Source organism: Streptomyces sp. NPDC037126 (assembly GCF_055605965.1).
On record NZ_JBVJTD010000024.1, the window covers coordinates 21,446 to 35,801 of the forward strand.

Here is a 14,356-nt window from a genome sequence, read left to right on the forward strand (position 1 = left end):
GGTGCGGGCGGGGGTGTGCCGTCGTTCCGGCCGGGCCCGGCAGTGAATGTCCGAGCAGGATACGACGCACGTAGATGATCTGCGTGCCGCTCCGGGCAACCGGTGTGAGCCGAACGAGTGAGCCGCCGGTGATGACCGTGTGACCGGTGTGCACCTGTGCTGCCACCTGTGACGACCCGTTCCGTGCCCGCCCGGGCGCGGAGCGTGGCCGGAAGCCATCGCCTCCGGGCGCTGATACCCTGGTAGCCCGTGGACCGGTGGGCCTGAAACCCCCGAACCGCAGCGACGGCGCCTCCGCCCGGAAGCACACCCGGGACGGCAGCCGCACCGCACGACAGCCAGCGACCACGGGAGCCCCCTCTTGGCCATGCCGCCGAAATCTACGACGACCAAGCACATCTTCGTCACCGGGGGTGTCGCCTCCTCGCTCGGCAAGGGCCTCACCGCCTCCAGCCTGGGCATGCTGCTCAAGGCCCGTGGCCTGCGCGTCGTGATGCAGAAGCTGGATCCGTACCTGAACGTCGATCCGGGCACCATGAACCCCTTCCAGCACGGTGAGGTCTTCGTCACCAACGACGGTGCCGAGACGGACCTCGACATCGGACACTACGAGCGTTTCCTCGACCGTGACCTGGACGGCACCGCCAACGTCACTACAGGGCAGGTGTACTCGACCGTGATCGCCAAGGAGCGGCGCGGCGAGTACCTGGGTGACACGGTGCAGGTCATCCCGCACATCACCAACGAGATCAAGCACCGGATCCGGCGCATGGCCACCGACGAGGTGGACGTCGTCATCACCGAGGTCGGCGGCACCGTCGGCGACATCGAGTCGCTGCCCTTCCTGGAGACCGTCCGCCAGGTCCGCCACGAGGTCGGCCGGGACAACGTCTTCGTCGTGCACATCTCGCTGCTGCCCTACATCGGCCCCTCCGGCGAGCTGAAGACCAAGCCGACCCAGCACTCGGTCGCCGCGCTGCGGAACATCGGTATCCAGCCCGACGCGATCGTGCTGCGCTGCGACCGCGAGGTCCCGACCGCCATCAAGCGCAAGATCTCGCTGATGTGCGACGTGGACGAGGCCGCCGTCGTCGCCTGTCCCGACGCCCGCTCGATCTACGACATCCCGAAGGTCGTGCACACCGAGGGCCTGGACGCCTACGTGGTGCGCAAGCTGGACCTGCCCTTCCGGGACGTGGACTGGACGACCTGGGACGACCTGCTGGACCGCGTCCACAACCCGGACCACGAGATCACCCTCGCCCTGGTCGGCAAGTACATCGACCTGCCCGACGCATATCTGTCGGTCACCGAGGCGCTGCGCGCGGGCGGCTTCGCCAACAAGGCCCGTGTGAAGATCAAGTGGGTCACCTCCGACGACTGCAAGACCCCGGCCGGCGCCGCGGCCCAGCTCGGTGACGTCGACGGCATCTGCATCCCGGGCGGCTTCGGCGACCGCGGTGTGCTCGGCAAGGTCGGCGCCATCCGCTACGCCCGCGAGAACAAGATCCCGCTGCTCGGCCTCTGCCTCGGCCTGCAGTGCATCGTGATCGAGGCCTCCCGGAACCTGGCGGGCATCCAGGACGCCAACTCCACCGAGTTCGACCCGGCCACCGCCCACCCGGTCATCTCCACGATGGCCGAGCAGCTGGACATCGTCGCCGGCGAGGGCGACATGGGCGGCACCATGCGCCTCGGCATGTACCCGGCCAAGCTGGCCGAGGGCTCCATCGTGCGCGAGGTGTACGACGGCAAGGAGTACGTGGAGGAGCGGCACCGGCACCGCTACGAGGTCAACAACGCCTACCGCGCGGAGCTGGAGAAGAAGGCCGGCATCCTCTTCTCGGGCACCTCGCCGGACGGCAAGCTCGTGGAGTACGTGGAGTACCCGCGTGACGTCCACCCCTACCTGGTCGCCACGCAGGCGCACCCGGAGCTGCGCTCGCGGCCGACCCGTCCGCACCCGCTCTTCGCCGGCCTCGTGAAGGCCTCGGTCGAGCGGAAGATCTCGAAGTAACACAGGAGTTGTACGGTGGCCGGGGCGCGCGCATTCACATGGATCGCCGCCCCGGCCACTTGCGCACGTGTGGAAGGACAGGGCATGACGACGATCAAGGACACCCCCGAGGAGTGGGAGGTCCGGGCCACCGCGACCCCCTTCACCGGGAACAAGACCTCCGTGCGCACGGACGACGTGGTCATGCCCGGCGGCTCGGTGGTCCGCCGCGACTACCAGGTCCACCCGGGCTCGGTCGCCGTCCTCGCCCTCGACGAGGAGGACCGGGTGCTGCTGATCAACCAGTACCGCCACCCGGTGCGGCACAAGCTGTGGGAGATCCCGGCCGGCCTGCTCGACGTGCCCGGTGAGAACCCGCTGCACGCGGCCCAGCGGGAGCTGTACGAGGAGGCGCACGTCAAGGCCGAGGACTGGCGGGTGCTGACCGACGTCTACACCACGCCCGGCGGCTGCGACGAGGCGGTACGGATCTTCCTCGCGCGCGATCTGTCCGAGGCCGAGGGCGAGCGCTTCGAGGCGGAGGACGAGGAGACCGACCTCCAGCACGCGCGCGTGCCCGTCGAGGAGCTCACGCGCCGGATCCTGGCCGGCGACGTGCACAACAACTGCCTCGTCGTCGGGGTGCTGTCCCTGGTGGCCGCCCGCGGCGGGGACGGCCTCGACGCCCTGCGCCCGGCCGACGCGCCCTGGCCCGCGCGTCCCTTCGAGTCCTGAACCCGCACCGTCACGCATTGGTGTGACCATCGCCTGATCCGATCGAGGGACCTGCCCGCCGTGCTCCTTCGGGAACGTCGCAGAGCGTGAACTAGGCTCGTCGCGAGCGAGCCGAAGGGGCGCGCCGGCGTCGGGAGCGCGCACGCGCGAGAGCCCTCACGGGTGAGCGTGGAACGCGCTCCCGGCGCCGGCCCGGCCCCGCAGGCGAGGGAGCCGATAAGCAGGTGAGAGGCCCGTACCGGGGATCCGGCGGGCTTGCGCGTGCTGTGTGGACGGGAGTGTGGCCCGTGACGGACCAGGCGGTGGACACAGGCGGTGCGCGGCTGACCGCGCACCCGGCCCTGGAGGACCGTTTCCTGGGCCGGGCACGCGAGTTGAAGGAACTGCGCGCCGACATCGAGCGCGCCGGGCTCGACACCCTCTCCGGCCGCAAGGCGCCCCGCGCGCGGGTGCTGCTGATCGCGGGCGGCCCGGGCTCCGGCCGGACCTCGCTCGCCGGGGAACTGGCCCGCCGGATCGCCGACCGCTACCCCGACGGGGTGCTGCGGGCCCGGCTCAGCGAGCCCGACGGCACGCCGGTGCCGGTCGAGCGGGTCGCGCGCGAACTGCTCGGCGCGCTGGACGAGCCCGCCCCGGCCGGTGCCGCCGAGGACGACCTGGCCGCGGCGCTGCGCGCGGCCCTCGCCGGCCGGCGCGCGCTGCTGCTGCTGGACGACGCGGCAGGCGCCGAACAGGTCGACGCGCTGCTCCCGGACGCCCCGGACTGCCTGGTGGTGGCCGTCTCCGGGGGCCCGCTGACCGGCATCGCGGACGTCCGCCCCTGCACGCTCGGCGGCCTCGACACCAAGTCCGCGGTGGAGCTCCTCACCCGCTACGCCGGCTCGGTCCGCGTGACCGTCGACCCGCGCTCCGCGGAGAGCCTGGTGGAGGCCTGCCAGGGGCACCCGGCCGCGCTCGTCCTGGCGGGCGGCTGGCTCGCCGCCCGCCCCAAGGCCGCCGTCTCCGACCTCGCCAAGCGCATGCACGCGATGCCGGACGACAGCACGGCGGGCACCCCGCTGGCCCGGGTCTTCCGGCTGGTGTACGACGAGCTGCCCGCTCCGGCCGCCCGCATACTGCGACTGCTCTGCCTGGCCCCGGCCGGGCTGATCGACACCCACACCGCCTCCGCACTGGCCGGCTGCTCGGTCGAGGCCGCCCGCGCCACCCTGGACGACTTCGTCGCCCTCGGCCTGCTGCACGCGGCGGACTCGCCGCTGCCCGAGTACGACGTCCCGGGCCGGCTGCACCCGCTGCTGCGCGCCCTCGCGGAGAGCCAGGAGCGGCCCGGGGAGCTGCAGCTGGCCCGGGCCCGGATGCTGGAGCGGACGGTACGGCTGCTGCAGTCCTGCCGGGCGATCACCGAGACGGACAGCCCGCAGTCCCGGGAGAAGCTGCAGGGCATGCCCCCCGCGGTGCGCTTCGCGACGCCCCGGGCGGCCGCCGACTGGCTGCGCATCCGCAGGCCCGCGCTGCTGGCCTCCGCGCGGCTCGCGGTCGCCGACGGGGAACTGGACACCCTGGCCAGGCGGCTGCTGTCCCAGCTGGTCAGGGCCATGGCGGCGCATGTCGGCACCCAGGCGGCCGCCCCCGACCTGTACGGCGTGCACCGCCTCGTGCTGGATGTCGCCGAGCGGCGCGGGCTGCCCCGGGAGAAGGCCGCGGCCCTGCTGAACCTGGGCGATCTGGACGCGCAGACCGGCCGCACCCGGGATGCGCTGGCCCGCTACCGGGCCGCGCTGGACGCCGGACGGGAGGCGAACGACCCGTACGCGACCGGCCGCGCGATGGAATCCGTAGGCGGCACCTACCAGGAGCTGACGGACTACGACCGGGCCGCCGACTGGTTCGGGCGGGCGCTGGCCGAGCGGCTGGCCAGGGGCGAGCGGGCGGAGGCCGCCCGGCTGTACGGCCGGATCGCCACCGCCCACACCTACGCGGGCCGCTACGGCGAGGCGCTGCGGAACTGGCGGGCGGCGGCGTCGGCCTACCGCAAGAGCGGCGATGTCGCCGCCCACGCCCGGGCGTTGAGCGAGGTCGCCCGGGTGCAGGAGTACGCGGGCCGGCCCCAGGAGTCGCTGCGCACCTGCCAGGAGGCGGTGGAGTGGGCCCGGCGCGCGGAGGACGTCCGGCTGCAGGCCGCGCTGCAGCTGCGGCTGGCCGACACCCTGGAGCACCTCGGCGATCCGACGGCGGCCCGGCTGCACCGCTCGGCGGCCGGACATCTGCTGAGCGAGGAGCCGTCGGAGGGCGATTCCGCCCCTGATCAGGACGGTAATGCCTGCGAAATCCGCAGTGGGTCCGCTGAAGATTGATGCAATGAAAGGCTAGACAGCCGGAACACCTTCATTAAACTGGCTCTGCCGCATGTTCCTGACGGGTCTCCCGGTATGCCCCCGCATGTCTGGGTACGTCTTGTAATGCACCCCCATACCCTCTGAGCCAAGGACCGTGATCCACGTGAAGGTCGGCATCCCCCGCGAGGTCAAGAACAACGAGTTCCGGGTGGCCATCACCCCCGCCGGCGTGCACGAGCTGGTGCGCAACGGCCACCAGGTCGTCATCGAGCGCGGCGCCGGCCTCGGCTCCTCGATCACGGACGACGAGTACGTGGCCGCCGGTGCCGAGATCCTGGGCACGGCGGACGAGGTCTGGACCGCCGCCGATCTGCTGCTGAAGGTCAAGGAGCCCATCGCGGAGGAGTACCACCGCCTCCGCAAGGACCAGATCCTCTTCACCTACCTGCACCTCGCCGCCTCCAAGGAGTGCACGGACGCGCTCATCGAGTCCGGCACCACGGCCATCGCCTACGAGACCGTCGAGCTGCCGAGCCGCGCCCTGCCGCTGCTCGCCCCGATGTCCGAGGTCGCGGGCCGCCTGGCCCCGCAGGTCGGCGCCTACCACCTGATGCGCGCGCACGGTGGCCGCGGCGTGCTGCCCGGCGGTGTCCCCGGTGTGACCCCCGCCAAGGCCGTGGTCATCGGCGGCGGTGTCTCCGGCTGGAACGCCACCCAGGTCGCCGTCGGCATGGGCTTCGACGTGACCCTGCTCGACCGCGACATCAACAAGCTGCGCGAGGCCGACAAGATCTTCGGTACGAAGGTCAAGGCGATCATGTCCAACGCCTTCGAGCTGGAGAAGGCCGTCCTCGACGCCGACCTCGTCATCGGCGCGGTGCTCATCCCGGGCGCCAAGGCCCCGAAGCTGGTCACCAACGAGCTGGTGGCCCGCATGAAGCCCGGAAGTGTCCTTGTCGACATCGCGATCGACCAGGGCGGCTGCTTCGAGGACTCCCGTCCCACCACGCACGCCGAGCCGACCTTCGAGGTCCACAACTCGGTCTTCTACTGCGTCGCCAACATGCCGGGCGGTGTCCCCAACACCTCCACCAACGCCCTCACCAACGCGACCCTGCCGTACATCGTCTCCCTCGCCAACAACGGCTGGGTGGAGGCGCTGCGCCGGGACGCCGCGCTCGCCAAGGGTCTCAACACCCATGACGGCAAGGTCGTTTACAAGGAGGTCGCCGAGGCCCACGGCCTGGAGCACGTCGAGCTGGAGACCCTGCTCGGCTGACCACGGCCAACGGTGGCGACCGGGTGAGTCGCCAAGTCGCCACCAGGCAAAAGGCGATACGTCAACACGCTTCGTCAACACCACGCACCCGGCCGGACCTTGCCCGACAAGGTCCGGCCGGATGTGTGTATGGTCACTTTGCGCCGCTCGGTCAACTCGCCTCGAACGCAACCCTTCGACCGATTCGTACACCGGTGAAACCTGCTGTGCGACGGCCGTACGCCCTTGACAGCGAGATGTTTCATTGCCGACACATCCTGCCGGGTCCGGCGGATTGTGTTGCTGCGGACCGCCGACACGCCATAGAGTCGCCAACCGTCGGCATGGTGCCACGCTGACCTTGTCTAGAAGTTTCCTGGTCACCAAGGAGGTAAGACGACTTGTGAATGAGTCGACATTTTCTCCCGGGGGTGGTCAACCAGGAATGCCTGCACGGGGCCAGGGCTCCGGGGGATTCGAGGCTGTCGGCTCCGTAGCTGTGCGCACCTTCGCAGCCCACCAGAGTCCGGGTCCGCAGACCGCCCGGACAGCACACCAGAGCATGGATGGCCATCACGTGAACGCCATGGCCGGCGACGGAAGTGGCGCGCCCCACAACCACTTCGCCGACTACGACGAACTGCCCGAGGGGCACTTCTACGACCCCGACGCCGAGTACGAGCCCGATCCGGAGTACGCGGCCACGCTCGCGCCCGACGCGGCCCGCCAGCGCCGTGAGCGCATCGGTCCGACCGGACGCCCGCTGCCGTACTTCCCGATCCCGGGCCCGCTGACCGACCACGGCCCCGCGAAGATCATCGCGATGTGCAACCAGAAGGGCGGCGTCGGCAAGACGACGTCGACCATCAACCTGGGTGCCGCGCTCGCGGAGTACGGCCGGCGCGTGCTGCTCGTGGACTTCGACCCGCAGGGCGCGCTGTCGGTGGGTCTCGGTGTCAACCCGATGGAACTCGACCTGACGGTCTACAACCTGCTCATGGAGCGGGGCATGTCCGCCGACGAGGTCCTGCTGAAGACCGCGGTCCCCAACATGGACCTGCTGCCCTCCAACATCGACCTGTCGGCCGCCGAGGTCCAGCTGGTCTCCGAGGTCGCGCGCGAGTCGACGCTCCAGCGGGCGCTGAAGCCGCTGATGTCCGACTACGACTACATCGTGATCGACTGTCAGCCCTCGCTCGGCCTGCTCACCGTCAACGCGCTGACGGCCGCGCACAAGGTGATCGTGCCGCTGGAGTGCGAGTTCTTCGCGCTGCGCGGTGTGGCCCTGCTGACCGAGACCATCGAGAAGGTCCAGGAGCGGCTCAACCCCGAGCTCGAACTGGACGGCATCCTCGCCACGATGTACGACTCGCGCACCGTGCACAGCCGTGAGGTGCTCGCGCGTGTCGTCGAGGCGTTCGACGACCACGTCTACCACACGGTCATCGGGCGCACGGTCCGCTTCCCGGAGACCACGGTCGCCGGTGAGCCGATCACCACGTACGCCTCCAACTCCGTCGGTGCCGCCGCCTACCGCCAGCTCGCCAGGGAGGTGCTCGCCCGGTGTCCCGCCGAGTGAGTCTGCCGGGGGCCGACGAACTCTTCCGTACGACAGGGGGGATGGCGCTCCAGCCGTCGACTCCACGGCGCACGGCCAACGGTGAGGCCCGGGTGCCGGCTCCCGCGGGGGAGAGCGACGCCGTGGCCGCCGAGGACGCACCGACGTCCGTGCCCGTCCAGGGCGGCGACGGAGAGGGCGCGGAGCACGTCGCGGCGGAGGCGGAGCCCGCCGACGCCGGCGAGTCCCGCACCCGGCCGTCCCGGCGCCAGTCGCCGCAGGAAGGTTCTGCCGCCGCCCAGCCGCGCAAGAAGGGGCGCGCGGCGGCCCGGCGGCCCAGCGGGCGCGAGCGCCACGACGAGAAGATCACGGTGTACGTCTCCGCCGAGGAGCTGATGGACCTGGAGCACGCCCGCCTGGTGCTCCGCGGCGAGCACGGGCTCGCGGTGGACCGCGGCCGCATCGTCCGCGAGGCGGTGGCCGTGGTCCTGGCCGACCTGGAGTCCCGAGGGGACGCGAGCATCCTCGTGCGACGGCTGCGCGGACGGTAGCGGTAGCCTGCGGGGGCTATGACCTCCTCCGACGGCCCTGCTCCCGGCGCGAACGCCGGCCGCAGGCGTGCCCTGGGCCGGGGCCCGGGGACGGCACCGTCCGAGCCGGGCGCGGCGCCCACGGGGACACCGGAGCCTGAGCCCGCCGGGCCCGAGACTGCCCGGCCCGAGGCGTCCGAGTCACGGGATGCCGCCCGGCCCGAGGCACCCGAACGGGAGGTCTCCGCGCCCGAGCCGGACCCTGTGGCGGAGCGCGAGGCGGCCGAGCCCGTTGCCGACGGTGTCTTCAAGGTCCGGCTGGCCAACTTCGAGGGGCCCTTCGACCTGCTGCTCCAGCTGATCTCCAAGCACAAGCTGGACGTCACCGAGGTCGCCCTGTCCAAGGTCACCGACGAGTTCATGGCGCACATCCGGGCCATGGGACCCGACTGGGACCTGGACCAGACCACCGAGTTCCTGGTCGTGGCGGCGACGCTGCTGGACCTGAAGGCGGCCCGGCTGCTGCCCGCCGCCGAGGTGGAGGACGAGGCGGACCTGGCGCTGCTGGAGGCACGCGACCTGCTCTTCGCGCGGCTGCTGCAGTACCGCGCGTACAAGCAGATCGCGGACATCTTCAACGCGCGCGTCGACGAGGAGGCCCGCCGCTGGCCCCGTACCGTCGGCCTGGAACCCGAGCACGCGGAACTGCTGCCCGAGGTCGTCATCAGCATCGGGCCCGAGGGCTTCGCCAGGCTGGCGGTCAAGGCGATGCAGCCCCGACCCAAGCCGCAGGTGTACGTCGACCACATCCACGCCCCGCTCGTCAGCGTGCAGGAACAGGCCGGGATCGTGGTCGCGCGGCTCCGGGAGCTGGGCGAGGCCAGCTTCCGGGCGCTGGTCGAGGACACCGAGGACACCCTCACCGTCGTGGCCCGCTTCCTCGCGCTGCTGGAGCTGTACCGGGAGAAGGCCGTCGCCCTGGAGCAGGAGGCCGCGCTGGGGGAGCTGCTGGTGCGCTGGACCGGCGGGGACACGGAGACGGCCCCGATGGTCACCGACGAGTTCGACCGGCCGCCCGAGGTGCCCAAGGAGGACAAGAAGCCGTGAGCGAGACCACCGAGGCCCCCGCGGGGCCGGACGCCGTGGCCGGGCTGGACCTGAAACCCGCCCTGGAGGCGGTTCTCATGGTCGTGGACGAACCCGCGACCGAGGACCACCTGGCCAAGATCCTGGCGCGCCCGAAGCGGCAGATCGCGGACGCCCTGCGCGAACTGGCCGACGAGTACACCGTGCAGGGCCGCGGCTTCGAGCTGCGGTTCGTCGCGAACGGCTGGCGCTTCTACACCCGGGCCGCCTACGCGCCCGCCGTCGAGCGGCTGGTCCTGGACGGCCAGACCGCCCGGCTCACCCAGGCGGCACTGGAGACCCTCGCGGTCGTCGCCTACCGCCAGCCGGTCAGCCGCAGCCGCGTCTCGGCCGTGCGCGGAGTCAACTGCGACGGTGTGATGCGCACCCTCCTGCAGCGGGGTCTGGTCGAGGAGGCGGGCACGGAACCCGAAACAGGTGCGATCCTGTACAGGACGACGAACTACTTCCTGGAGCGGATGGGCCTGCGCGGCCTGGACGAGCTCCCGGAGCTCGCGCCCTTCCTCCCGGAGGCGGAGGCGATCGAGGCCGAGACCCAGGAGGGCGTGCCGTCGTTCGATCCGGACGCTCCGGATTCCGAGGACGCAGACGACAAGACGGAACTTTGATGCGAAGCAGCAGCGGCAGGAACAGCAGCGGAAACAACGGCGGGAGCCGTGGTGGCAACAGCGGCGGCCGCGGCGGGAGCAGCGCTGGCCGCGGTAACTACCGCGGCGCCGGCAATGCCCGCGATGACAAGCAGGGCTCCGGCCGGCCGAAGAAGCCGCGCCCGGAGGAGCGTCGTTACGACGTAGGCCCGGCCGCCACCCAGGACGGCCCGAAGTCCGGCCGTGGCGCCTCGGCGCGCGGCGGCGCCAAGGGCGGCCCCCGGCAGAGCCAGGGCACCGGGCGCGGCCGTACGGCGCCGGCGAGTTCCCGTGAGTACGACGCCCGCGCCGAGGAGCGCAACCGCGAGCGGTACGCGGGCAAGAAGGACGTCAAGCTGCCCAAGACCTTCCCGGGCGCCGAGCAGGAGGGCGAGCGGCTGCAGAAGGTCCTCGCGCGCGCGGGCTACGGCTCCCGGCGTGCCTGCGAGGAGCTCATCGAGCAGGCGCGGGTCGAGGTCAACGGCGAGATCGTCCTGGAGCAGGGCAAGCGCGTCGACACGGAGAAGGACGAGGTCAAGGTCGACGGCCTGACGGTCGCGACGCAGTCGTACCAGTTCTTCTCGCTGAACAAGCCCGCCGGTGTCGTCTCCACCATGGAGGACCCCGAGGGGCGGCAGTGCCTCGGTGACTACGTCACCAACCGTGAGACGCGGCTCTTCCACGTCGGGCGGCTGGACACCGAGACCGAGGGCGTCATCCTGCTCACCAACCACGGCGAGCTGGCCCACCGTCTCACCCACCCCAAGTACGGCGTGAAGAAGACCTACCTCGCCGCGATCGTCGGCCCGATCCCGCGCGACCTCGGCAAGCGCCTGAAGGACGGCATCCAGCTGGAGGACGGTTACGCGCGCGCGGACCACTTCCGGGTGGTGGAGCAGACCGGCAAGAACTACCTGGTCGAGGTGACGCTGCACGAGGGCCGCAAGCACATCGTGCGCCGCATGCTCGCCGAGGCTGGCTTCCCGGTCGAGAAGCTGGTGCGCACCTCCTTCGGCCCGATCACCCTGGGCGACCAGAAGTCGGGCTGGCTGCGCCGCCTGTCGAACACCGAGGTCGGGATGCTGATGAAGGAAGTCGACCTCTAAATCGCCTTGCCGCGATCACCGTCCCCCTTTATTGTCATGATGACGATAAAGGGGGACGATTCACATGCCGAAGCAGCCGGCGACCGGAGCACTCCTGGGCCTCGCCCTCGGGGACGCCCTGGGCTTCCCGACCGAGTTCCACGACGTGCCCCAGATCCTCGCCAAGTGCGGGCCCTGGCGGGACATGGAGTTGCCCGGGCGCGCCTTCGTCTCCGACGACACGCAGATGACCCTCGCCGTCGGCCGGGCGCTGCGGACGGCCATGGAGCGCGGCTACCTCGCCCCGAAGCGGCTGGAGCGGCCGCTGCGCGAGGAGTTCGTCGAGTGGTACCAGTCGCCGGAGAACAACCGGGCCCCGGGCCGCACCTGCCTGACCGCCTGCGGTCTGCTCAAGGAGGAGGGGCGTGCCTGGCAGGACGCGAGCCAGGTCGGCTCCAAGGGCTGCGGGGCCAACATGCGGGTCGCCCCGATCGGGCTCGTCCCCGGCCTGAGCGACGAACAGCGATCCGGCGCCGCCCAGTTGCAGTCCGCGCTCACCCACGGCCACCCCACCGCGCTGGCCGCCTCCGACCTCACCGCGCGTGCCGTCCGGCTCCTCGCCGAGGGCACCGAACCGGCCGCGCTGCTCGGACGGCTGCGCTCCTACGCGCTCGACAACCGCACCCGCTACGACCACACGTGGCTCGGCGACCTGTGGACCCGGTCCCAGGACCCCGGCCCCGAGCACTTCATCGCACGCGGCTGGGACGAGTGCCTGGAGATCCTCGACCGGCTCGACGACGCCGTGCGGACCGCCTCCCCGGAGGCCGACCCCTGCCTGGCCACCGGCGAGGGCTGGATCGCCGAGGAGGCCTTCGCCACCGGGCTGCTGTGCTTCCTGTTCTTCCCCGACGAGCCCGTCACCGCCCTGCGCCGGGCCGCCTGCTCCTCCGGGGACTCCGACTCCATCGCCTGCCTGACCGGCGCCTTCGCGGGCGCGTGGCGGGGCGTGGACGCCTGGCCCGCCGACTGGGCCGAGCGGATCGAGTACCGGGGCGACCTGTTGGCGCTGGGCACGCTCTGGGACGCTTAGGCCCGTGATCGAAGACCTCGACATCGACCTGACCCCCGTGGTCGCGGAGCAGCCCCACCCCCTGCTGTTCGCGACCGTCTCCGGAGCACACCTCTACGGCTTCCCCTCGCAGGACTCGGACGTGGACCTGCGGGGCGTCCACCTGCTGCCCGCCGCCGACCTCCTCGGGCTGCGCGAGCCGGAGGAGACCCGCTCGCGGGCCTGGGTGCGCTACGGCGTCGAACTCGACCTCGTCACCCACGACCTGCGCAAGTTCGTACGGCTGATGCTGCGCCGCAACGGCTATGTGCTGGAGCAGCTGCTCTCGCCGCTCGTCGTGCACACCGGCGACGCGCACCGCGAGCTGGCCGCGCTCGCCCCCGGCGTCCTCACCAGCCACCACGCCCACCACTACCGGGGGTTCGCGGTGACCCAGTGGCGGCTGTTCGAGAAGACCGGCGAACTCAAGCCGCTGCTCTACACGTTCCGGGTACTGCTCACCGGCATCCACCTCATGCGGACCGGCGAGGTGCAGGCCCATCTGCCCACGCTCCGGGAGCTGGTGGACGCCCCCGCGTACGTGCCCGACCTGATGGCCGCCAAGGCGGAGCGCGAGCACGGGACGGCCGCGGTCGACCACGCGCGCGCGGAGGCCGACGTGGAGCGGCTGCACGCCGTGCTCGACGAGGCGCAGGCCGCCTCAGCCCTGCCCGACACGGCCGGCGCCCACGACGCCCTGCACGACTTCGTGGTGCGCCTGCGCCTCCAGCGCTGAGTCCCGGCGCACCCGGAACAGGAAGTCCGCCACGCGCGCGTGGTCCGGCTCCGGCGGCAGCGGGGTGCCCCGCAGGGCCTCCTCGGTCTGTGCCGCCAGCCGGGCCATCCACGCCTCGGCCTCGGCCCACGGGACCTCGCCCCGCTTCACGGCGAGCAGCGGCTCCCGCTGGTCGCCCACGTCGACGCGCAACTCGCCGGTGCGCAGCAGGTCGCGGGCGCTCATCAGCAGGCGCAGCAGGTGCATGGCGTGCTTCCAGCGCGGGGCGCCCGTGGTGCGCACGTCCGCGTCGAGCTTCCTGCGCTGGCCGAGGGCGTAGCGGGTGAAGGTGTCGTACGCGCGGCGGGAGAGGAAGGCGCCGCGCAGGGACAGCAGCTCGCGGCCCGTGTCGTCCACGTGCTCCACCAGCGGGGAGTGCAGGCACTCCAGGATGTTCGGGTTGCCGCGCAGCGCCAGTTCGCAGAAGCGCTCCAGCTCCCAGGAGAACCGCTCCTCGCCCGGCCCCTCCACATGCGCCGGCGGCTTCGCGAACCGCCAGAACAGGGCCGTGGGGGCCAGGAACACCCCCCGCCGGTCGGTGTCGCTCCCGTCCGTCGCCAGGCCGAAGGCACGTGACCCCATGACACAGGCGTAGACGGTGTGGTCGCGTACGAGATCCTCTGGCCCCATGCCCGGAGCGTACGCGGGCCGGTCACGACAGCTGGATCGAATTTCCCTCCACCGTGATCGTCTTCTGCGGCAGCGGCTTGGTCGCGGGGCCGTGGGCCACCGAGCCGTCGGCGATGTGGAACCTGCTGCCGTGGCAGGGGCAGTCGATGGTGCCGTCCGCGACCTTGCTCACCGTGCAGCCCTCGTGGGTGCAGATCGCGGAGAAGGCCTTGAAGTCGCCCTTGGACGGCTGGGTGACCACGACCTTGCGCTCCTTGAAGATCTTGCCGCCGCCCTCCGGGATGTCGCTGACGTTCGCCAGCTTCGCGCTCGCGGACTGCGTCAGTGCGCCCTGGGTGCCCATGGTGCCGGTGGTCGCGGGGCTGGTCGCGGGCTGGTTGGAACTGCTGGTGCTCTTGCCGCCGCAACCGGTGGCGAGCGCCGCCGCGCCCGTCGCGATAACCGTGCGCCTCGTCGCGCCCTGGGTCATGTCACCACTCCGTACACACATCGGGATGAAGGCCTGAAACCGGAGGTACCGGAACCCCGGCATCGTCTCAGTGATCGGGCGCCGCGCGACCCGGGCACGCT

General features: G+C 71.6%; 13 protein-coding genes. 11 read left to right on the plus strand and 2 right to left on the minus strand.

What is annotated here, in order from left to right; all coding sequences use genetic code 11:
- The first annotated feature begins 367 nt into the window (after window positions 1-367).
- The 11 genes from ACZ7FF_RS36445 to ACZ7FF_RS36495 all read left to right on the plus strand — a co-directional run bounded on the left by ACZ7FF_RS36445 (window position 368) and on the right by ACZ7FF_RS36495 (window position 13,117).
- Window positions 368-2,017: a CTP synthase gene (locus ACZ7FF_RS36445; protein ID WP_470817938.1), complete on the plus strand. Its 1,650-nt coding sequence runs from the start codon at window positions 368-370 to the stop codon at window positions 2,015-2,017.
- A gap of 84 nt (window positions 2,018-2,101) precedes the next feature.
- Complete coding sequence (locus tag ACZ7FF_RS36450) at window positions 2,102-2,731, plus strand: NUDIX domain-containing protein (protein ID WP_470817939.1); 630 nt, start codon at window positions 2,102-2,104, stop codon at window positions 2,729-2,731.
- Between the two features lie 287 nt (window positions 2,732-3,018).
- A complete protein-coding gene (locus tag ACZ7FF_RS36455; protein WP_470817940.1) occupies window positions 3,019-5,085 on the plus strand; it encodes a tetratricopeptide repeat protein in 2,067 nt (688 codons plus the stop codon).
- A gap of 136 nt (window positions 5,086-5,221) precedes the next feature.
- Window positions 5,222-6,346 carry an alanine dehydrogenase gene (gene ald / locus ACZ7FF_RS36460; protein WP_470817942.1) on the plus strand — a complete coding sequence of 375 codons (1,125 nt, stop codon included), beginning with the start codon at window positions 5,222-5,224 and terminating at the stop codon, window positions 6,344-6,346.
- A 424-nt stretch (window positions 6,347-6,770) separates the two neighbouring features.
- Window positions 6,771-7,904, plus strand: coding sequence for a ParA family protein (locus ACZ7FF_RS36465; RefSeq protein WP_470817944.1), 1,134 nt, complete (start codon window positions 6,771-6,773; stop codon window positions 7,902-7,904).
- A complete protein-coding gene (locus tag ACZ7FF_RS36470) occupies window positions 7,889-8,434 on the plus strand; it encodes a hypothetical protein (RefSeq protein ID WP_470817945.1) in 546 nt (181 codons plus the stop codon). Before ACZ7FF_RS36465 ends, ACZ7FF_RS36470 begins: the two co-directional genes overlap by 16 nt.
- An 18-nt stretch (window positions 8,435-8,452) precedes the next feature.
- A complete protein-coding gene (locus ACZ7FF_RS36475; protein WP_470817947.1) occupies window positions 8,453-9,520 on the plus strand; it encodes a segregation and condensation protein A in 1,068 nt (355 codons plus the stop codon).
- Complete coding sequence (gene scpB, locus ACZ7FF_RS36480) at window positions 9,517-10,167, plus strand: SMC-Scp complex subunit ScpB (protein WP_470817949.1); 651 nt, start codon at window positions 9,517-9,519, stop codon at window positions 10,165-10,167. The genes ACZ7FF_RS36475 and scpB overlap by 4 nt, the downstream gene beginning before the upstream one ends.
- A complete protein-coding gene (locus ACZ7FF_RS36485) occupies window positions 10,167-11,291 on the plus strand; it encodes a pseudouridine synthase (RefSeq protein ID WP_470817951.1) in 1,125 nt (374 codons plus the stop codon). The genes scpB and ACZ7FF_RS36485 overlap by 1 nt, the downstream gene beginning before the upstream one ends.
- A 64-nt stretch (window positions 11,292-11,355) precedes the next feature.
- Window positions 11,356-12,363: an ADP-ribosylglycohydrolase family protein gene (locus ACZ7FF_RS36490; protein ID WP_470817953.1), complete on the plus strand. Its 1,008-nt coding sequence runs from the start codon at window positions 11,356-11,358 to the stop codon at window positions 12,361-12,363.
- 4 nt (window positions 12,364-12,367) lie between these two features.
- On the plus strand, window positions 12,368-13,117 hold the full coding sequence (locus ACZ7FF_RS36495; RefSeq protein ID WP_470817955.1) for a nucleotidyltransferase domain-containing protein: 750 nt from the start codon (window positions 12,368-12,370) through the stop codon (window positions 13,115-13,117).
- Here ACZ7FF_RS36495 and ACZ7FF_RS36500 read toward each other — a convergent pair.
- Both ACZ7FF_RS36500 and ACZ7FF_RS36505 read right to left on the minus strand, forming a co-directional pair.
- The gene (locus ACZ7FF_RS36500) at window positions 13,043-13,786 is read right to left on the minus strand and encodes a nucleotidyltransferase domain-containing protein (RefSeq protein WP_470817957.1); all 744 of its coding nucleotides are present in this window, start codon (window positions 13,784-13,786) and stop codon (window positions 13,043-13,045) included. The genes ACZ7FF_RS36495 and ACZ7FF_RS36500 overlap by 75 nt on opposite strands.
- Window positions 13,787-13,808: 22 nt before the next feature.
- Window positions 13,809-14,255: a Rieske (2Fe-2S) protein gene (locus tag ACZ7FF_RS36505; protein WP_470817958.1), complete on the minus strand. Its 447-nt coding sequence runs from the start codon at window positions 14,253-14,255 to the stop codon at window positions 13,809-13,811.
- Between the last annotated feature and the right edge of the window lie 101 nt (window positions 14,256-14,356).